Here is a 19,280-nt window from a genome sequence, read left to right as displayed (position 1 = left end):
TTCCGGCTAGGCTCTCGGCAGGTGTTGGATCAAAGGAGGCCCACATGACGGCATGGACGTGGCGGTTCGAGAAGGCCGACGGGACGGAGGTCCAGCCGGCGGTGCAGCCCGAGGAGTTCACCACCCAGGGCGACGCCGAGTCCTGGATCGGCGAACACTGGAAGGCGCTGCTGGAGGGCGGGGCCGAGCAGGTGCGGCTGTTCGAGGAGAGCAGCGAGATCTACGGACCGATGAGCCTGCAGGCCGACGCCTGAGCCCACCACGGGGCGAGGCGGTGGGGAGGGGGCCGCGGGCCGCCCTCCTCACTGCTCGCCCAGCGTCACCCCGACCGTCTTCTGGGCGCCGTCGCGCAGGTACGTCACCGACGTCCGCCGGCCCGGCCTGTCGGCCGCCAGCGCCTCCGCGAGCGAGGTGATGGTGGTGACGGGCCGGTCGCCGACCCTGGTGATGATGTCCCCGGGCCGCAGTCCCGCCCGTGCGGCCGCGCCGCCGGACCGGACGGTGACCACCGCCACCCCGACCGGCTGGTAGCGGTCGTCCACGACGGTCCGCGCGGTGATGTCGAGGGCCGCCCGGCCCGAGTCGACGACCTTGCCCTCCTTGACGATCTGGTCGGCGATCGTCCGCACCATCGACGCCGGGATCGCGAACCCGATGCCCGGCGCCGCGCTGCCGCCGAGGCCGGGGTCGGCCGCCGCGAGCGTCGGGATGCCGATCACCCGCCCGTCCAGGTCGACCAGGGCGCCGCCGCTGTTGCCGGGGTTGATGGCGGCCGACGTCTGCACCATGTTCGCGATCGTCGCGCCCGTACCGCCCTCCGTGCTGCCCTCGCTGACGGTCCGTCCGGTCGCCGAGACGATGCCCTGGGTCACGCTGGACGACAGCCCCAGCGGCGACCCCATCGCCAGCACGATCTGGCCGACCGCCACCGTGTCGGAGTCCCCGAACACCGCCGGCCTGAGCCCGTCCGGCACCCGGTCCAGCCGGATCACGGCCAGGTCCTGCTCGGGGTAGGAGTACACCAGGCTCGCGGTGAGCGGCTCCTCGTTGCTGGCCGTGGTCACCTGGAAGGTCTTCTCCGACCCGACGACGTGCGCGTTGGTGACGATGTGTCCGCTGCCGTCGTACACCACCCCGGAGCCCAGGTCGTGGCTGGCCTGGATCTGCACGACCGACGGCAGCACCTCCCTGATGACCCGCTGGTACTGCGCCTGCAGGTCGCTCGCGGCCATCGGCACGGCCGCCCCGGTGCCCGCCGGGGCCGTCGCCGGGGCGTCCCGGCCGGCCGGGACGGCGGGGACGGTGCAGCCGGCGGCGAGGGCCGCGCAGCACGCCAGCGCGGCGGCGCGGACGGCCGTCCGCGGGGCACGCGCACGGGTACGGGAAGCGTCCATGCCCCGAGTCTCACCGCAGGATGATCACGCGTCCCGCGCTGTTGCCCCGAACGGGCTCAGCCGCGTCCCCCGCACAGATGCAGCAGCGCCGCCACCCCGCGGTAGGGGTCCGTGCGCCCGGCCCGCTCCTCCACCGCGAGCAGCGCCTCCAGGTCGTCCGGTACCGCCGCGTCGTCCGCCACCGTGTCCGTGAAGACCCGCACGCCGTACCAGGCGTGCAGCGGGGCGGCGATGCCGGCGAGCGTGGCGGTCAGGGAGGACAGGCGGTCGGCGCGGACGTCCACGCCGAGGCGGTTGCGGTAGGCGGTGGTGTCGAAGGCGGCCAGGGCGCCCGCCCAGTCACCGGTCAGGCCCGGGCGCATGGCGAGCGCGTCGCCGTTGCGGACCAGCAGGGAGAGCAGACCGCCCGGCGCCAGCATCCGGGCCAGGCCCGCCACCAGCGGGTCGGGCTCCTCGACGTACATCAGCACGGCGTGGCACAGCACCACGTCGAAACTGCCCGGCAGGAAGTGCACGCCGGTGTCCCGCCCGTCGCTCTGCACCAGCCGGACCCGCTCCCGGATGCCCTCCGGCTCCCGGGCCACGGCCTCCCGGGCGGCGGCGATCATCGTCGCGTCCTGCTCGACCCCGGTCACCTGGTGGCCCAGCCGGGCCAGCCGCAGCGCCTGCGCGCCCCGGCCCATCCCCACGTCGAGCACCCGCAGCCGCCGCCCGACCGGGAACCGCCCGGCTATCTGCTCGTCCAGCTGCCGCGCCACCAGCTCCTGGCTCACGACATCCCGCAGACCGGCCGGCCGGTTCGGCCGGGCCTCGGCCGCACCCCCGGTCAGAGCGTCAGCGCTCAGGGCCGCTCTCCGCGCTTGACCTGCGGCTTCGGCAGCCGAAGCCGACGCATCTGCAGGGACCGCATCAGCGCGTAGGCGACCGCGCCGCGGGTGTTCCCGTCCGGGAAGCGCTCCCTGAGCCGCTTCCTCAGCCGGAAGCCGCTGAACGCCGCGTCCAGCACGATCAGCACGATCACGACCAGCCACAGCAGCAGCGCGGTGCTTTGGATCGCGGGCACCTGCACCACGCTCAGCACCAGGATGACCACGGCCATCGGCAGGAAGAACTCCGCCACGTTGAAGCGCGAGTCCACCCAGTCCCGGGCGAACCGGCGGACCGGGCCCTTGTCCCGGGCGGGCAGGTACCGCTCGTCACCGCCGGCCAGCGCCTGGCGCTGCCGCTCCAGCGCCCGCCGCCGCTCCTCGCGCTGGCGCTTCGCTGCCTCCTTGCGGTTGGTCGGCGTGTGGGCGACGCTGCGGCGCTGGGACTGGGCCTCACTGCGCTTGGGCGTGGGCCTGCCCTTCGGGGCCTGCGGGTCACGGGGCTGCTTGGAGTCGGTCACCGCCGCCTTGTCGGCGGGGGCCTTCTCTTCCTTGGCACGGCTACGGAACACAAAACCCAAGGGTACGGGCTGCACCGGCATGGACCCCAGCCCGCTGGGGAACGATCCGGCAACACCGGACGTCCTTCTGGGTGGACCACCTACTCCTTGCGCCGGAGCCGTGCGGTCCGCAGTCGTCCTCGGGGATGAGCGCATCACCCCGCGAACGGTGCGGTAATGGAAGCAGGGCCCGTACTGTGGGTCCTGTCGCAGGATCGGTGAGCTGGAGTCCGTCAGAAGGGGGCGCGCGAAGCCCATGAGCGGTGTCATGAAGCGTATGGGGATGATCTTCCGCGCGAAGGCGAACAAGGCCCTTGACCGGGCCGAGGACCCGCGCGAGACCCTCGATTACTCCTACCAGAAGCAGCTGGAGCTGCTCCAGAAGGTGCGGCGCGGCGTCGCCGACGTGGCCACCAGCCGCAAGCGCCTGGAGCTGCAGCTCAACCAGTTGCAGCAGCAGTCGTCCAAGCTGGAGGACCAGGGCCGCAAGGCGCTCGCGCTGGGCCGGGAGGACCTGGCCCGCGAGGCGCTGTCCCGCAAGGCCGCGCTCCAGCAGCAGGTCACGGACCTGGAGACGCAGCACGCCACCCTCCAGGGCGAGGAGGAGAAGCTCACCCTGGCGGCCCAGCGCCTCCAGGCCAAGGTGGACGCCTTCCGCACCAGGAAGGAGACCATCAAGGCCACCTACACCGCCGCCCAGGCCCAGACCCGTATCGGCGAGGCCTTCTCCGGCATCTCCGAGGAGATGGGCGACGTCGGCCTGGCCATCCAGCGCGCCGAGGACAAGACCGCCCAGCTCCAGGCCCGGGCCGGCGCCATCGACGAACTGCTCGCCTCGGGCGCCCTTGACGACCAGTCCGGGATGCACAAGGACGACCTCCAGGCCGAGCTGGACCGGCTCTCCGGTGGTACGGATGTGGAGCTGGAACTGCAGCGCATGAAGGCCGAGCTGGCCGGGGGCTCCCCGCAGCAGGCCATCGAGGGCGGCACCGGTCAGGGGCAGCCCCGGCAGCAGCCGCAGGACACCCCGCGCTTCGACAAGCAGTAGCGGCGCCGGGGCCCGAGCCGAGGAGGCCGACGTGATCGTACGGATCATGGGGGAGGGCCAGGTGAGGCTGGACGACACCCACCTCGCCGAGCTGAACGAGCTGGACGACGAGCTGCTGGCCGCGATGGAGAGCGGCGACGAGGACGGCTTCCGCCGCACCCTCGGCGCCCTCCTGGACGCCGTCCGCCGGCTCGGCGCGCCCCTGCCGGACGCCTCCCTGGAGCCGTCCGACCTGATCCTGCCGTCGTCCGACGCGACGCTGGAACAGGTCCGCGAACTGCTGAACGACGACGGACTGATCCCGGGCTGAGCGGCGCGGTCTGGTTCCGGGCCGGGCGGCCGAGTGGCTGGTCCGGGCCGAGCGGGCGGGCGGTGAGGGGCTGGGCGCGGCCGTGGGGCGGGAAGGCCGTTCGGCCGTCGGCGTCCTGCCCCGGAACCGTACTGTTCCTTACGTGAGCACTCTCGAACGCGCCCGGTGCGGTCTCAAGGCACACCCTCTCGCCCTGGACGCGGCCCTCGCGGCGGGCGTGCTGGCCTGCATGATCGCCGGTACCTTCGCGGTGCCCCGGCGGGAACAGGGCGTCACCTGGGAGCTGCGGATCCCCGCCACCCTCAGCCTGCTGCTGATGCTGGCCGGCGCGGCGGCGCTCGTCTTCCGCCGCCGTACCCCGCGCACGGTCCTGGCCGTCACCGGCACGGCGTCCCTCGTCGAGTTCGTCACCGGTGACCCGCGCGCCCCGGTCGCCATGTCCGCCGTCGTCGCCCTGTACACGGTGGCGGCGACCACCGACCGCCCCACCACCTGGCGCCTCGGCCTGCTCACCATGACCGTGCTGACGGCCGCCGCCATGCTCGCCGGCCCGCTGCCCTGGTACGCCCAGGAGAACCTGGGCGTCCTCGCCTGGACCGGCATCGGCGCCACCGCCGGGGACGCCGTACGCAGCCGCCGGGCGGTCGTCCAGGCCATCCGGGAGCGCGCCGAACGCGCCGAACGCACCCGGGAGGAGGAGGCCCGCCGCCGGGTCGCCGAGGAGCGGCTGCGCATCGCCCGCGACCTGCACGACGTCGTCGCCCACCACATCGCCCTGGTCAACGTGCAGGCCGGTGTCGCCGCCCATGTCATGGACAAGCGGCCCGACCAGGCCAAGGAGGCCCTCGCGCACGTGCGGGAGGCCAGCCGCAGCGCGCTGAACGAACTCCGCGCCACCGTGGGCCTGCTGCGCCAGTCCGGCGACCCGGAGGCGCCCACCGAACCGGCCCCCGGTCTGAGCCGCCTGGAGGAGCTGGCCGACACCTTCCGCAGCGCGGGCCTGCCGGTCGCCGTGGCCCGCGCCGACCAGGGCACCGAACTCCCGGCCGCCGTCGATCTGGCCGCCTACCGGATCGTCCAGGAGGCCCTCACCAACGTCCGCAAGCACGCGGGCCCCGGCGCCGAGGCCGAGGTGAGCGTCGTACGGGTCGGACCACGGGTGGAGGTCACCGTGCTGGACGACGGCTCGGGCACGGTCGGCGCCCCGGAGGCCGGCGGCGGGCACGGGCTGCTCGGCATGCGCGAGCGGGTCAGCGCCCTCGGCGGCACCCTGACCACCGGGCCCCGCTACGGGGGCGGTTTCCGGGTCCATGCGATCCTGCCGGTCAAGACGCCGACGGCCCAGGGGGAGTCCGTATGACCATCCGTGTCCTGCTCGCCGACGACCAGGCGCTGCTGCGCAGCGCGTTCCGGGTGCTGGTCGACTCCGAGCCCGACATGGAGGTGGTCGGGGAGGCCTCCGACGGCGCGGAGGCGGTCCGTCTCGCCCGGGAGCACGGTCCCGACATCGTCCTCATGGACATCCGGATGCCCGGCACCGACGGTCTCGCCGCGACCCGGCTGATCAGCGCCGATCCCGCCCTCGCGCGGGTCCGCGTGGTCATCCTGACCACGTTCGAGGTCGACGACTACGTGGTGCGGGCGCTGCGGGCCGGCGCCTCCGGCTTCCTCGGCAAGGGCAGCGAGCCCGAGGAGCTGCTGAGCGCCATCCGGGTCGCGGCCGGCGGCGAGGCGCTGCTGTCCCCGGCCGCCACCAAGGGGCTGATCGCCCGCTTCCTCGCCCGGGGCGACGACGGCGACGACCGCGACCCGGCCCGCTCCGAGCGGCTCGGCGCGCTCACCGGCAGGGAGCGCGAAGTCCTCGTCCAGGTGGCCGGCGGCCACTCCAACGACGAGATCGCCGAGCGCCTCGCGGTCAGCCCGCTGACGGTGAAGACGCACGTCAACCGGGCCATGGCCAAGCTGGGCGCGCGGGACCGGGCCCAGCTCGTCGTGATCGCGTACGAGTCGGGGCTGGTCCGCCCGAGGATGGACTGATCTCCACCCACGCGTACTGCGCGCGGAGTAGGGGCCGGGTAAAGGAACGGGACCTGGGGCCTACGGTTCGGGCCCCCGGCATGGCTCAGATTGGTCGGGTGGGCGCTCACCTGCGTCCTTGCCGCTTCTGCCGCTCACAGAAGAGAGACCCCGAACCATGTCCTGGCTGTCCAGGTTCAGCCTCGCCCAACGGGCCCTCGTCGGGCTCGTGTCGGTCATCGCGCTCGCCTTCGGGCTGATCGCGATACCCCAGATCAAGCAGCAGCTGCTGCCCACCATCGAACTGCCCATGGTGTCGGTCATCGCGCCGTACCAGGGCGCCTCGCCCGACGTGGTCGAGAAGCAGGTCGTCGAGCCCATCGAGGACAACCTCCAGGGCGTCGACGGCGTCACCGGGGTCACCTCCACCGCGAGCGAGGGCAACGCCGTGATCATGGCGTCCTTCGACTACGGCAACGACACCGACCGGATCGTCTCCGACGTCCAGCAGGCCGTGAACCGGTCCCGCAACCGGCTCCCGGACGACGTCGACCCGCAGGTCGTCTCCGGCTCCACGGACGACATGCCGACCGTGGTCCTCGCCGCCACCTCGGGCAAGGACCAGCAGGCCCTCGCCGACCAGCTCGACACGACCGTCGTACCGGCCCTGAAGGACATCGACGGCGTCGGCCGGGTCCAGGTCATGGGCGTGCGCGACCTCCAGGTCACCGTCACCCCCGACGACGCGAAGCTCGCCCGGGCCGGCCTCACCCCCGCGGCCCTCGGCCAGGCCCTCCAGGCGGGCGGCGCGACCGTCCCGGCCGGCTCCTTCGACGAGGACGGCGCGAACCACACCGTCCAGGTCGGCGGCGGCTTCACCTCGCTGCAGCAGATCCGGGACCTCGCCGTCGCCGGTGAGAAGGGCGGCAGGCCGGTACGCCTCGGTGACGTGGCCGCCGTCGCGGAGCGGCCGGCCCCGGCCGACTCCCTCACCCGCACCGACGGCCGGCCGAGCCTCGCCGTCAACGTCACGATGGACCACGACGGCAGCGCGGTCGCCATCTCGGACGCGGTCAAGGACAAGCTGCCCGGCCTGCGCGCGGCCCTCGGCTCCGGCGCGCGGCTCACCATCGTCAGCGACCAGGGCCCGGCCGTGTCCAAGTCCATCAAGGGCCTGACCACGGAGGGCGCCCTCGGCCTGCTCTTCGCGGTCCTGGTGATCCTGGTCTTCCTGGCGTCGGTGCGCTCCACCCTGGTCACGGCGGTGTCCATCCCGCTGTCCGTGGTCCTCGCGCTGCTCGTGCTGTGGACACGCGACCTGTCGCTGAACATGCTGACGCTGGGCGCTCTGACCATCGCCATAGGCCGGGTCGTCGACGACTCCATCGTGGTCCTGGAGAACATCAAGCGGCACCTCGGCTACGGCGAGGAGCGCAGGGAGGCCATCCTCACCGCCGTGCGCGAGGTGGCCGGCGCGGTCACCTCCTCCACCCTCACCACGGTCGCCGTGTTCCTGCCGATCGGCCTGGTGGGCGGCATGGTGGGCGCCCTGTTCGGCTCGTTCAGCATCACGGTGACGGCGGCCCTGCTGGCGTCCCTGCTCGTGTCGCTGACGGTCGTGCCCGTGCTGTCGTACTGGTTCCTGCGCGCCCCGAAGGGCACCCCCGCCGACGCGGCCGAGGCCCGCCGCAGGGCCGAGGAGAAGGAGGCGGGCAGCCGCCTCCAGCGCGTCTACGTCCCCGTCCTGCGCTTCGCGACCCGCCGCCGTCTCACCAGCGTGGCCATCGCGCTCGTCGTCCTGGTCGTCACCTTCGGCATGTCCGGCCTGCTGAAGACGAACTTCTTCGACCAGGGCGACCAGGAGGTCCTCACCGTCAAGCAGAAGCTGAAGCCCGGCACCAGCCTCGCCGCCACCGACGCGCAGGCGAGGAAGGTCGAGAAGCTGCTCGCCTCCACCGAGGGCGTGAAGGACTACCAGGTCACCGTCGGCTCCTCCGGCTTCATGGCGGCCTTCGGCGGCGGCACCGACACCAACCAGGCGTCGTACCAGGTGATGCTGAAGGACTCCGCGTCCTACGACGACGTGCAGAAGCACCTCCAAGACGGCCTGAGGAAGCTGGACGGCGTCGGTACGACCACCGTGTCGGCCGGTGACGGCTTCGGCAACCAGGACCTGAGCGTCGTGGTCAAGGCGTCCGACCCGCAGGCGCTGCGCACGGCGGCGGAACAGGTCCGCTCCACGGTCGCCGGCCTCGACCACGTCACGGACGTCAGCAGCGACCTCGCGACCAGCGTCCCGCGGATCTCGGTGAGGGCCGGCGCGAAGGCGGCGGCGGCCGGGTTCGACGACCAGAAGCTCGGTGCGGCGGTCGCCCAGGCGGTGCGCGGCACAACGGCGGCCAAGGCGGTCCTCGACGACACCGAGCGGGACGTCGTCGTACGGTCGGCGAAGCCCGCGACCACGCTGGCCCAGCTGAAGGCGCTGCGCCTCGGCCCGGTGAAGCTGGGCGACATCGCCACGGTGAAGCTGGTGGACGGCCCGGTGTCCATGACCCGCATCGACGGGCAGCGCGCGGCCACCGTCACGGCCCGGCCGACCGGTGACAACACGGGCGCGATCAGCACCAGGCTCCAGGCGAAGATCAAGGACCTGAAGCTCCCGGCGGGCGCCACGGCCGAGATCGGCGGTGTCAGCTCCGACCAGGACGACGCGTTCAAGAACCTGGGCCTGGCCATGCTGGCGGCCATCGCGATCGTCTTCATGCTCCTGGTCGCGACGTTCCGCTCGCTCGTCCAGCCGCTGATCCTGCTGGTCTCCGTCCCGTTCGCGGCGACGGGCGCGATCGGCCTGCTGGTCGCCACCGGTACCCCGATGGGCGTGCCCGCGATGATCGGCATGCTGATGCTGATCGGCATCGTGGTGACCAACGCGATCGTGCTGATCGACCTGATCAACCAGTACCGGGCGCAGGGCCACGGCGTGGTGGAGGCCGTGATCGAGGGCGGCCGGCACCGGCTCCGCCCGATCCTGATGACGGCGCTGGCGACCATCTTCGCCCTGCTCCCGATGGCCCTGGGCGTCACCGGCGAGGGCGGCTTCATCGCCCAGCCGCTGGCCGTGGTCGTCATCGGCGGCCTGATCACCTCGACCCTGCTGACCCTGCTCCTCGTCCCGACGCTCTACGCGATGCTGGAGCTGCGCAGGGAGCGGCGGGCGAGGAAGCGGGCGGCCAGGCGCGGCACGCGGCAGACGGAGGTGCCGGAACCGGCGGGCGTGTAGGCCGGTGAGGCGACAGGGGCGCCCCCGGCCTCGGGGGGCGCCCCTGTCCGCGTTCGGGCGATGAGCCCTACGGCAGCGCCAGCATCCGCTCCAGCGCCAGCTTGGCGAACGCCTCAGTCTCCTCGTCGACCTCGATCCGGTTGACCAGGTTGCCCTCGGCCAGGGACTCCAGGGTCCAGACCAGGTGGGGCAGGTCGATGCGGTTCATGGTCGAGCAGAAGCAGACCGTCCTGTCGAGGAAGACGATCTCCTTGCCCTCGGGCGCGAAACGGTTCGCCAGGCGGCGGACCAGGTTCAGCTCGGTGCCGATGGCCCACTTCGAGCCGGCCGGGGCGGCTTCGAGGGCCTTGATGATGTACTCGGTCGAGCCGACGTGGTCCGCCGCGGCCACGACCTCGTGCTTGCACTCGGGGTGGACGAGGACGTTCACCCCGGGGATGCGCTCGCGGACGTCGTTGACCGAGTCCAGGCTGAAGCGGCCGTGGACCGAGCAGTGGCCGCGCCACAGGATCATCTTCGCGGCACGCAGCTGCTCCGCGGTGAGCCCGCCGTTCGGCTTGTGCGGGTTGTAGACGACGCAGTCGTCCAGGGACATGCCCATGTCGCGGACGGCGGTGTTGCGGCCCAGGTGCTGGTCGGGCAGGAAGAGGACCTTCTCGCCCTGCTCGAAGGCCCATTCGAGGGCGCGCTTGGCGTTGGACGAGGTGCAGATCGTGCCGCCGTGCCTGCCGGTGAACGCCTTGATGTCGGCGGAGGAGTTCATGTACGACACCGGGACCACCTGCCCGGCGACGCCCGCCTCGGTCAGCACGTCCCAGCACTCGGCGACCTGTTCCGCCGTCGCCATGTCGGCCATGGAGCAGCCGGCCGCCAGGTCGGGCAGGACGACCTTCTGCTCGTCGGAGGTGAGGATGTCCGCGGACTCGGCCATGAAGTGCACACCGCAGAAGACGATGTACTCCGCCTCCGGGCGCGCCGCCGCGTCCCGGGCCAGCTTGAAGGAGTCGCCCGTGACGTCGGCGAACTGGATGACCTCGTCGCGCTGGTAGTGGTGGCCGAGCACGAAGACCCTGTCGCCGAGCTTCTCCTTGGCGGCGCGGGCGCGCGCGACCAGGTCGGGGTCGGACGGCGACGGCAGGTCACCGGGACACTCGACGCCCCGCTCGCTCTTGGGGTCGGCCTCGCGGCCGAGCAGCAGCAGGGCGAGCGGAGTCGGCTGCACGTCGAGCTCCTGGGTCTGGGCGGTGGTCACCACACGCACCCTTTCTACTTTTCGTCTAACTGACGCTATCTATCATAACCGGTTCACGTCACTTTGACGATGGCGATTGCGTCGATGTGACGTGAATCCCGCCGGGAGTCCCTCTTCGGGCGCCTGTCCGCGTTCCCGGGCGTGTGCGAGCATGAGGGAGCAAGGAAAGAACAACGCGACCACGCGAATGCCCGGCCCGGAATGAATCCGGGGGAACGCCGGTTGCACTCGTCGGCAAGCAGTCTCCGTACAACCCGGGAGAGATGTAGATGTCCGTATCGGACGAGACCACCACCGTCACCGACGGCATCATCCTGACCGACGCCGCCGCGGCCAAGGTCAAGGCCCTGCTCGACCAGGAAGGCCGCGACGACCTCGCGCTGCGCGTCGCCGTCCAGCCCGGCGGCTGCTCCGGCCTGCGCTACCAGCTCTTCTTCGACGAGCGCTCGCTCGACGGCGATGTGGAGAAGGACTTCGGCGGGGTCAAGGTCGTCACGGACCGGATGAGCGCTCCGTACCTGGGCGGCGCCACCATCGACTTCGTGGACACCATCGAGAAGCAGGGCTTCACGATCGACAACCCGAACGCGACCGGCTCCTGCGCCTGCGGCGACTCCTTCAGCTGAGCCGGCCACCGGCCCGCACGGGCACGGACAAGGCGGAAAGGGCGGCGGTCCCCTCCGGGGGGCCGCCGCCCTTTCGTACGCCCTTCTCCGCTCCCGTTACCCTCCGGCGCCCGGCCGGCGCGGCTGCGCCGACGCGTCCGGCCGCAGCGAGCCCGGCTTCGCCTTCGCGACCGCCTTGCCGTCCGTGCCGACCACCGTCCGGCCGTCCAGCGGAGCCTTGAGCGTCACCGTCTTCACGTACTGCTTCGCGATCAGCACGCACACCCGGCCCGGCCAGGGCCGCTCGGTCACCCGCACCGTCACCCGGTCGCCGCTCTCCCGGGCCGACGTCCTGTAGTCGGCACACACCCCGCCGTAGAAACTCAGGTTCAGGGTCCGCCCGTCGGCCGTGTAGGCGGCCACCTCCACGCTCCGGCTCCGGCCGGGCGCCCCGGACGCCGACGGTGCGGGGGACGACGACGAGGACGGCGAGGACGGCGAGGACGCGCCCGCCAGGTACTCGGGGGCGACCGCCGGGTAGGTCACCGTGAACGCGGCGTCCGCCGCGGACCCGCGCACCCGGAACAGCCAGGACGGCACCAGCGTCTGCCGGCCGCCGACTGAGTGCGCGGCCAGCCCGAACACGGCCTTCTCGACCGTGACGGTGCCCGTGCCCGTCGCCTGGCCGGCCGACGGCTCCGGCGCCCCCGTGGACGCGCCGCACGGCTGCTCCAGCCGGTCCTTCGGCGGCACCGCGCTGGCGCACCCCCCGATCCCCATCCGGTGGTCGCCCTTCGCCGCCCCGTTCATCAGCTCCAGCGTCTTCTGCGCGCCCAGCACGGGATAGGTGGCGCCCTTCACCGGCGCGCCCAGCAGCCCCTGACCGCCGACCAGCACACCCTCGCGGTCCACGGTCAGGCCGGTCGTCCAGCCGTACGTGGGCAGCCCGCCCACCACCGGATCGGCGTTCACCACCCGCTGGGCGCCCATGACCTGGCTCGCGTCGAGCTTCGCGTCGTCCAGTCCCGCCGCCTTCAGCACCGGCGCCGCCGCCTTCTCGGCCGCGGCCACGCTCACCGGTGCGCCGGCCGGAGCGCCCGGGTCCTGCGCGCAGACGGTCACCTTGCGGCAGTTGTCGGTGCCGGGCGCGTACCGGTCGAAGCTCCAGCTGCCCGGCGCGTCCCGGTTCACCGTCAGGCGCGGCCCCGAGCCGTCCCCGCCGCCGACCCGCCAGATCCGGCCCTCGGCCACCGGCGCGCCGTCGATCCCGAGCGCCTTCGCCAGCCGGACCACCCGGTCCCGGCCGACCTCGCCGCGCGGCTCGTACACCGGCGCCGCGCGGGGGCCGTCCGGCAGGTCGCCCCCCGCCACGTACCGGGTGCCGTACGGATCCGGCTCGCCGGGCGCGATCCCACCGGTGCCGGTGTGCTCCCAGCCGTCCAGGGTGAGCGGCGGGGGAGTGCCGCCCGCCCCGCCGGGAGCGGCCGTGTCACCGGAGTGACCGCCCGTGCCGCCGCTCGCGGCGAGGTAGGCGCCCCCGCCACCGACCAGCAGGACGGCCGCGGTGGCGACGGCGACGACGACGGCGGTGGGGCGTCGACTGCTCGTCCGCCCCGGCTCCGCCCCTTCGGGCGCTTCGGCGTTCTCGGGCCGCTCGGTGTTCACCGCATCGCTCCTCGCTGGTCGTGTCCCGCGTCCCCGGCCGCGGGGGACGGCGATGGGACGCGGGAGGGGAGCGTACGGTTCCCGGGCGCGCGCCCTCCGTCAGTCGCCGTAGTCGGACATCGCGTCCAGCAGCCTGGCCGAGCGCACCGGCACGTCCACCCCGTGGATGCGGGACGGCGACACCGGCCGGGACTCGGCGTGGTCCGGGGCCGCCCAGTGCGGGACCATCCGGGCGCAGTCGCCGCGCAGCGCGGCGAGGCCGCCGTCGAGGTCGGCCGGGGCGGTGGAGGTGACCTTGAGGTTCGTCATGCCCGAACCGTAGGCACGGCCGACGGTGTGGAGAAAGAGCTACTATCGGGTAGTTTTGCCTCCTTCAGTGGCGGCGTCCGACCGGGTAGCGTGAACTGTCAATCCCGCCTCCCGCAGGAGAATCCCCGTCGTGCGCATCGCAGTCACCGGCTCCATCGCCACCGACCACCTCATGACCTTCCCCGGCCGTTTCGCCGACCAGTTGGTCGCGGACCAGCTGCACACGGTTTCGCTCTCCTTCCTCGTCGACAACCTCGACGTGCGCCGCGGCGGCGTCGCCGCGAACATCGCCTTCGGCATGGGCCAGCTCGGCACCCGCCCGATCCTGGCCGGCGCCGCCGGCTTCGACTTCGACGACTACCGGGCCTGGCTCGACCGGCACGGCGTCGACACCGAGTCGGTCCGCATCTCCGAGACCCTGCACACCGCCCGCTTCGTGTGCACCACGGACTCCGACCACAACCAGATCGGCTCCTTCTACACCGGCGCGATGAGCGAGGCGCGCCTCATCGAGCTGAAGACCGTGGCGGACCGCGTGGGCGGCCTCGACCTGGTCCTCATCGGTGCCGACGACCCCGAGGCGATGCTCCGCCACACGGAGGAGTGCCGCTCCCGCTCGATCCCCTTCGCCGCGGACTTCTCCCAGCAGATCGCCCGCATGGAGGGCGAGGAGATCCGGATACTGCTGGACGGGGCGACGTACCTCTTCTCCAACGAGTACGAGAAGGGCCTCATCGAGTCCAAGACCGGCTGGAGCGACGCCGAGATCCTCGCCAAGGTCGGCCACCGGATCACCACGCTCGGCTCGCGCGGCGTACGCATCGAGCGCACCGGCGAGGACCCGATCGAGGTCGGCTGCCCCGAGGAGGAGCGCAAGGCCGACCCCACGGGCGTCGGCGACGCCTTCCGCGCGGGCTTCCTGTCCGGGCTGGCCTGGGGCGTCTCCCTGGAGCGCGCCGCCCAGGTGGGCTGCATGCTGGCGACCCTCGTCATCGAGACCGTCGGCACGCAGGAGTACCAGCTGCGGCGGGGCCACTTCATGGAGCGGTTCGTGAAGGCGTACGGCGACGAGGCCGGGCAGGAGGTCCGCGGCCACCTGAGCTGAGGCCGGCCGCGTCCTCGGGGGTCCGCCACCCGGACCCCCTCGGCTCCTCAGCTCACCCGGCGGACCACGTACGCCGATCCCCGGTCCGCCGGCTCCTCCCCGACGTACTCCTGCCCCCGCATCTCGCACCACGCCGGGATGTCCAGGCGGGCCGCCTCGTCGTCGGACAGGACGCGCACGGTGCCGCCCACGGGGACCTCGCCGAACACCCTGGCCAGCTCGATGACGGGGATCGGGCAGCGCTTGCCGAGCGAGTCGACGACCAGCTCCTCGGGGCCCGCCCGGACGACCGGCGCGGGCGCGCCCAGCTTCTCGCGCACCCCGGCCACCGCCCCCGGCAGCACCTGGAGGAACCGCTCCACGTCGGCCTCCGCCGTGCCGGGCGGCAGCGAGACCCGTACGTTGCCCTCGCTGAGCACCCCCATCGCCTTCAGCACATGGCTGGGCGTCAGCGTACTGCTCGTGCAGGAGGAGCCGGAGGAGACCGAGAAGCCGGCCCGGTCCAGCTCGTGCAGCAGGGCCTCGCCGTCGACGTACAGGCAGGAGAAGGTGACGATCCCGGGCAGCCGGCGCTCGCCGTCGCCGACCACCTCCACGTCCGCCACCAGCTCCGGCACCCGCGCCCGGATCCGCGCCGTCAGCTCCCGCAGCCGTACCGCCTCCTGGGCCGCCTCGGCCCGGACCGCGCGCAGCGAGGCCACGGCCGCCACGATCGCCGGGATGTTCTCGAACCCGGGCGCCCGGCCCGACTCCCGCTCGTCCACCGGCCCCTGCGCCGCGAACCGCACCCCCTTGCGGACGGCCAGCAGCCCCACGCCCGACGGGCCGCCCCACTTGTGGGCGCTCGCCGCCAGCAGCGACCAGTCACCCCCGACCGGCCCCCAGCCCAGCGACTGCGCCGCGTCCACCAGCAACGGCACCCCGGCCGCCCGGCACGCCTCCGCCACCTCGGCCACCGGCTGTACGGTCCCCACCTCGTGGTTGGCCGACTGCAGGCAGGCCAGGGCGGTGTCGGGGCGCAGCGCGTCCGCGTACCCGGAGGGATCGACGGCCCCGGCCCGCCCGACCGCCACCCGGGTCACCGTCCCGCCCCCGGCCTCGCACTCCTCCGCCGAATGGAGGACGGAGGAGTGTTCGACCGCGGACACGATCAGGTGGCGTCCGACCCGCCGCCGCCCGGCCAAGGCCCCCGCGACGCCCGCGTGTACGGCCCGCGTCCCGGACGGCGTGAACACCACCTCGTCCGCCCGGCACCCGACGGCCTCCGCGGCCGCCTCCCGCGCGGCGTCCAGCAGCATCCGCGCCTTGCGGCCCTCCCGGTACAGCCGGGCCGGATCGGCCCACCCCTCGTCCAGGCAGGCCAACAGCGCCTGACGGGCGACGGGATGGAGAGGGGCGGCGGAGGCAGCGTCAAAGTAGGCCATACGGCAACGTTAAGACCCCCGCGGAGGTGGCCGAGCCAGGGTCGCGACCAGCCACGATGACCCCGCAGCCGCCAATCAAGCGAACCACCCCACCCAGTAGGCACCCCTCCCCGCGAACCCCCGGAGAGGGTGGGCTAGGGTTTGGTCCGCATAAACATCCAAACCCCTGCCCGACGCAGGGCGGCGACCGACCAGCGAGAAGGCCGCAGCCAACCGCGCGGGCGAGACTCTCGGGAAGGCGCTACGTGAGTCCCAACGGCTCCGACCGCTCGCCGCGGCGCCCGATGCGGCGGAAGCTGCTGCAGGCACTGACCGCGGGCCTGGTCCTGGCGACCGCAACCGGTTGCACATACAAGGACTTCCCCCGCCTTGGCATGCCCACCCCGACCACGGAAGAGGCTCCGCGGATCCTCTCCCTGTGGCAGGGCTCCTGGGCTGCCGCGCTCGCCGTCGGCGTGCTGGTGTGGGGCCTGATCCTGTGGAGTGCCCTCTTCCACCGGCGCAGCCGCACCAAGGTCGAGGTTCCTCCGCAGACTCGGTACAACATGCCGATCGAGGCCCTGTACACGGTGGTCCCGATCATCATCATCTCGGTGCTCTTCTACTTCACGGCCCGGGACGAGTCGAAGCTGCTCAGCCTCACCGACAAGAAGCCGGACGTCACGGTCAACGTGGTCGGCTTCCAGTGGAGCTGGGGCTTCAACTACATCGAGAACGTCCCCGGTTCCACGGGCGACGCCAAGACCGACAAGAACCTGGACGCCATCCCGGCCCGGTTCAAGAAGGACTTCCCGGCGAACGCCGGCGGTGTCTACGACGTCGGTACCCCTGGCACGCGGAACCCGCAGACGAACAACCCCGGTCCGACGCTCTGGCTCCCCAAGGGCAAGACGGTCCGCTTCGTCCTCACCTCGCGTGACGTCATCCACTCCTTCTGGGTGGTGCCGTTCCTGATGAAGCAGGACGTCATCCCGGGCCACACCAACGCGTTCCAGGTGACCCCCAACAAGGAGGGGACCTTCCTGGGCAAGTGCGCGGAGCTCTGCGGCGTCGACCACTCCCGGATGCTGTTCAACGTGAAGGTCGTCTCCCCGGCGGCTTACCAGAAGCATCTCCAGGACCTCGCCAAGAAGGGGCAGACCGGTTACGTTCCCGCCGGCATCGCGCAGACGGGCCACGAGAAGAACCGGGAGTCGAACGTACTGTGAGCATCGTCAACGAACCCCAGGGTGCCGCGGCAGCTGAGGACTCGTACGAGAACGAGCTGCCGGTCCGGCGCAAGCAGCCCGGCAACGTCGTGGTGAAGTGGCTGACGACCACCGACCACAAGACGATCGGAACGCTGTATCTGGTCACCTCGTTCGCGTTCTTCCTGATCGGTGGCGTGATGGCGCTGCTGATGCGCGCCGAGCTGGCCCGTCCTGGCCTGCAGTTCATGTCGAACGAGCAGTTCAACCAGGCGTTCACGATGCACGGCACGATCATGCTGCTGATGTTCGCGACGCCGCTGTTCGCCGGCTTCACGAACTGGATCATGCCGCTGCAGATCGGCGCGCCCGACGTGGCGTTCCCGCGGCTGAACATGTTCGCCTACTGGCTGTACCTGTTCGGCTCGACCATCGCCGTGGGCGGCTTCCTCACCCCGCAGGGTGCGGCCGACTTCGGCTGGTTCGCCTACAGCCCGCTGTCGGACGCGGTCCGCAGCCCCGGCATCGGCGCCGACATGTGGATCATGGGTCTGGCCTTCTCCGGCTTCGGCACCATCCTCGGCGCGGTCAACTTCATCACCACCATCATCTGCATGCGCGCCCCCGGCATGACGATGTTCCGCATGCCGATCTTCGTGTGGAACGTGCTGCTGACCGCCGTGCTGGTCCTGCTGGCCTTCCCGGTCCTGGCGGCCGCGCTGTTCGCGCTGGAGGCGGACCGCAAGTTCGGCGCCCACGTCTTCGATGCCGCGAACGGCGGAGCGTTGCTCTGGCAACACCTCTTCTGGTTCTTCGGGCATCCAGAGGTGTACATCATCGCGCTGCCGTTCTTCGGCATCATCTCCGAGGTCATCCCGGTCTTCTCCCGCAAGCCGATGTTCGGCTACATGGGCCTGATCGCCGCGACCATCGCGATCGCCGGTCTCTCGGTGACGGTGTGGGCGCACCACATGTACGTCACCGGCGGAGTGCTGCTGCCGTTCTTCTCCTTCATGACGTTCCTCATCGCCGTCCCGACCGGCGTGAAGTTCTTCAACTGGATCGGCACGATGTGGAAGGGCTCGCTGTCCTTCGAGACGCCGATGCTCTGGGCGGTCGGCTTCCTGATCACCTTCACCTTCGGTGGTCTGACCGGTGTCATCCTGGCGTCGCCGCCGATGGACTTCCACGTCTCGGACTCGTACTTCGTGGTGGCCCACTTCCACTACGTGGTGTTCGGTACGGTCGTCTTCGCGATGTTCGCAGGCTTCCACTTCTGGTGGCCGAAGATGACCGGCAAGATGCTGGACGAGCGCCTCGGCAAGATCACGTTCTGGACGCTGTTCGTCGGCTTCCACGGCACGTTCCTGGTCCAGCACTGGCTCGGTGCCGAGGGCATGCCCCGCCGGTACGCCGACTACCTGGCGGCCGACGGCTTCACCGCGCTGAACACGATCTCCACGATCAGCTCGTTCCTGCTCGGCCTGTCGATCCTGCCGTTCCTCTACAACGTGTGGAAGACGGCCAAGTACGGCAAGCCGGTCGGCGTGGACGACCCGTGGGGCTACGGCCGCTCGCTGGAGTGGGCGACCTCCTGCCCGCCGCCGCGGCACAACTTCCTCACCCTGCCGCGGATCCGCAGCGAATCCCCGGCGTTCGACCTGCACCACCCTGAGATCGCCGCGCTCGAACAGCTCGAGCACGCCGGTCATGGCACCGCCGTCGCGGGCAGCAAGGAGGCCGGCAAGTGAAGATCCAGGGTCGGATGTTCATCTGGCTGAGCGTCTTCATCCTGATCATGGCCATCGTGTATGGCGTGTGGTCGAAGGAGCCGGCCGGAACCACCGCGCTCTTCCTGGCCTTCGGCCTGAGCGTCATGATCGGCTTCTACCTGGGCTTCACCGCCCGGCGGGTCGACGCGGGCGCCCAGGACGACAAGGAGGCGGACGTCGCGGACGACGCGGGCGAGCTGGGCTTCTTCAGCCCGCACAGCTGGCAGCCGCTCATGCTGGGCTTCGGCGGCGCGATCGCCTTCCTCAGCATCGCGGTCGGCTGGTGGCTGATCTACTTCTCCGCGCCGTTCATCGTGCTCGGCCTGTTCGGCTGGGTGTTCGAGTACTACCACGGTGAGAACCGCACCCAGTAGGACTCGCGGAACGCACCAGGAGCCCGGACCTTCCCTCAGGAGGGTCCGGGCTCCCGGCTTTTCCGGCGGCCCCGGCGTGTCCTTCCTTTGCCGCAGTGTCGTTCCCTCGTACG

General features: G+C 71.8%; 18 protein-coding genes. 11 read left to right on the top strand and 7 right to left on the bottom strand.

The window, feature by feature from the left end:
- Positions 1-44 precede the first annotated feature (44 nt).
- Positions 45-254 carry a hypothetical protein gene (locus ACZ3ZD_RS04470; protein ID WP_467393429.1) on the top strand — a complete coding sequence of 70 codons (210 nt, stop codon included), beginning with the start codon at positions 45-47 and terminating at the stop codon, positions 252-254.
- A gap of 48 nt (positions 255-302) precedes the next feature.
- Here ACZ3ZD_RS04470 and ACZ3ZD_RS04465 read toward each other — a convergent pair whose 3' ends face one another.
- The 3 genes from ACZ3ZD_RS04465 to ACZ3ZD_RS04455 all read right to left on the bottom strand — a co-directional run bounded on the left by ACZ3ZD_RS04465 (position 303) and on the right by ACZ3ZD_RS04455 (position 2,832).
- On the bottom strand, positions 303-1,394 hold the full coding sequence (locus tag ACZ3ZD_RS04465; RefSeq protein ID WP_467393427.1) for a S1C family serine protease: 1,092 nt from the start codon (positions 1,392-1,394) through the stop codon (positions 303-305).
- 56 nt (positions 1,395-1,450) lie between these two features.
- Positions 1,451-2,152 (bottom strand): methyltransferase domain-containing protein, encoded by a 702-nt coding sequence (locus ACZ3ZD_RS04460; RefSeq protein WP_467394532.1) that lies wholly within the window; start codon positions 2,150-2,152, stop codon positions 1,451-1,453.
- A gap of 83 nt (positions 2,153-2,235) precedes the next feature.
- Positions 2,236-2,832, bottom strand: a complete 597-nt coding sequence (locus tag ACZ3ZD_RS04455; protein WP_467393425.1) for a DUF3043 domain-containing protein — start codon at positions 2,830-2,832, stop codon at positions 2,236-2,238.
- A 256-nt stretch (positions 2,833-3,088) separates the two neighbouring features.
- Between ACZ3ZD_RS04455 and ACZ3ZD_RS04450 the strand changes: the two genes are divergently transcribed.
- The 5 genes from ACZ3ZD_RS04450 to ACZ3ZD_RS04430 all read left to right on the top strand — a co-directional run bounded on the left by ACZ3ZD_RS04450 (position 3,089) and on the right by ACZ3ZD_RS04430 (position 9,474).
- A complete protein-coding gene (locus tag ACZ3ZD_RS04450; protein WP_467393423.1) occupies positions 3,089-3,868 on the top strand; it encodes a PspA/IM30 family protein in 780 nt (259 codons plus the stop codon).
- Between the two features lie 31 nt (positions 3,869-3,899).
- Positions 3,900-4,178 (top strand): PspA-associated protein PspAA, encoded by a 279-nt coding sequence (gene pspAA, locus ACZ3ZD_RS04445; protein WP_467393421.1) that lies wholly within the window; start codon positions 3,900-3,902, stop codon positions 4,176-4,178.
- A gap of 142 nt (positions 4,179-4,320) precedes the next feature.
- Positions 4,321-5,538 carry a sensor histidine kinase gene (locus tag ACZ3ZD_RS04440; RefSeq protein ID WP_467393419.1) on the top strand — a complete coding sequence of 406 codons (1,218 nt, stop codon included), beginning with the start codon at positions 4,321-4,323 and terminating at the stop codon, positions 5,536-5,538.
- Complete coding sequence (locus ACZ3ZD_RS04435; protein ID WP_467393417.1) at positions 5,535-6,215, top strand: response regulator; 681 nt, start codon at positions 5,535-5,537, stop codon at positions 6,213-6,215. Before ACZ3ZD_RS04440 ends, ACZ3ZD_RS04435 begins: the two co-directional genes overlap by 4 nt.
- A gap of 157 nt (positions 6,216-6,372) precedes the next feature.
- Entirely contained in the window at positions 6,373-9,474 is a 3,102-nt protein-coding gene (locus tag ACZ3ZD_RS04430) for an efflux RND transporter permease subunit (RefSeq protein ID WP_467393415.1), read from the top strand.
- A 67-nt stretch (positions 9,475-9,541) separates the two neighbouring features.
- Here ACZ3ZD_RS04430 and nadA read toward each other — a convergent pair whose 3' ends face one another.
- A complete protein-coding gene (gene nadA / locus ACZ3ZD_RS04425) occupies positions 9,542-10,726 on the bottom strand; it encodes a quinolinate synthase NadA (protein ID WP_467393413.1) in 1,185 nt (394 codons plus the stop codon).
- 269 nt (positions 10,727-10,995) lie between these two features.
- Here nadA and ACZ3ZD_RS04420 point away from each other — a divergent pair, with 269 nt between their 5' ends.
- The gene (locus ACZ3ZD_RS04420; RefSeq protein WP_028422454.1) at positions 10,996-11,352 is read left to right on the top strand and encodes an iron-sulfur cluster assembly accessory protein; all 357 of its coding nucleotides are present in this window, start codon (positions 10,996-10,998) and stop codon (positions 11,350-11,352) included.
- 96 nt (positions 11,353-11,448) lie between these two features.
- On the opposite strand, the gene ACZ3ZD_RS04415 is transcribed toward ACZ3ZD_RS04420, so the two are convergent.
- Positions 11,449-12,996, bottom strand: a complete 1,548-nt coding sequence (locus tag ACZ3ZD_RS04415) for a hypothetical protein (RefSeq protein WP_467393411.1) — start codon at positions 12,994-12,996, stop codon at positions 11,449-11,451.
- A 99-nt stretch (positions 12,997-13,095) separates the two neighbouring features.
- A complete protein-coding gene (locus tag ACZ3ZD_RS04410; RefSeq protein ID WP_467393409.1) occupies positions 13,096-13,305 on the bottom strand; it encodes a hypothetical protein in 210 nt (69 codons plus the stop codon).
- Positions 13,306-13,435: 130 nt separating this feature from the next.
- On the opposite strand from ACZ3ZD_RS04410, the gene ACZ3ZD_RS04405 reads away from it, so the two are divergent.
- A complete protein-coding gene (locus ACZ3ZD_RS04405; protein ID WP_467393406.1) occupies positions 13,436-14,410 on the top strand; it encodes a carbohydrate kinase family protein in 975 nt (324 codons plus the stop codon).
- 47 nt (positions 14,411-14,457) lie between these two features.
- Here the strand turns inward: ACZ3ZD_RS04405 and ACZ3ZD_RS04400 are convergent, their stop codons facing one another.
- Positions 14,458-15,834, bottom strand: coding sequence for an aminotransferase class V-fold PLP-dependent enzyme (locus ACZ3ZD_RS04400; protein WP_467393402.1), 1,377 nt, complete (start codon positions 15,832-15,834; stop codon positions 14,458-14,460).
- A gap of 245 nt (positions 15,835-16,079) precedes the next feature.
- Here ACZ3ZD_RS04400 and ctaC point away from each other — a divergent pair, with 245 nt between their 5' ends.
- Genes ctaC through ACZ3ZD_RS04385 form a run of 3 tightly spaced genes read left to right on the top strand, consistent with a single transcriptional unit; the run spans position 16,080 to position 19,167 of the window.
- Positions 16,080-17,042, top strand: coding sequence for an aa3-type cytochrome oxidase subunit II (ctaC, locus tag ACZ3ZD_RS04395; RefSeq protein WP_467393400.1), 963 nt, complete (start codon positions 16,080-16,082; stop codon positions 17,040-17,042).
- Positions 17,039-18,772 carry an aa3-type cytochrome oxidase subunit I gene (ctaD, locus tag ACZ3ZD_RS04390; protein ID WP_467393398.1) on the top strand — a complete coding sequence of 578 codons (1,734 nt, stop codon included), beginning with the start codon at positions 17,039-17,041 and terminating at the stop codon, positions 18,770-18,772. Before ctaC ends, ctaD begins: the two co-directional genes overlap by 4 nt.
- A complete protein-coding gene (locus tag ACZ3ZD_RS04385; protein WP_030348416.1) occupies positions 18,769-19,167 on the top strand; it encodes a cytochrome c oxidase subunit 4 in 399 nt (132 codons plus the stop codon). The genes ctaD and ACZ3ZD_RS04385 overlap by 4 nt, the downstream gene beginning before the upstream one ends.
- Positions 19,168-19,280 lie beyond the last annotated feature (113 nt).

It is taken from the genome of Streptomyces sp. NPDC023481, assembly GCF_055560195.1.
This window is presented reverse-complemented; position numbering and strand designations above follow the sequence as displayed.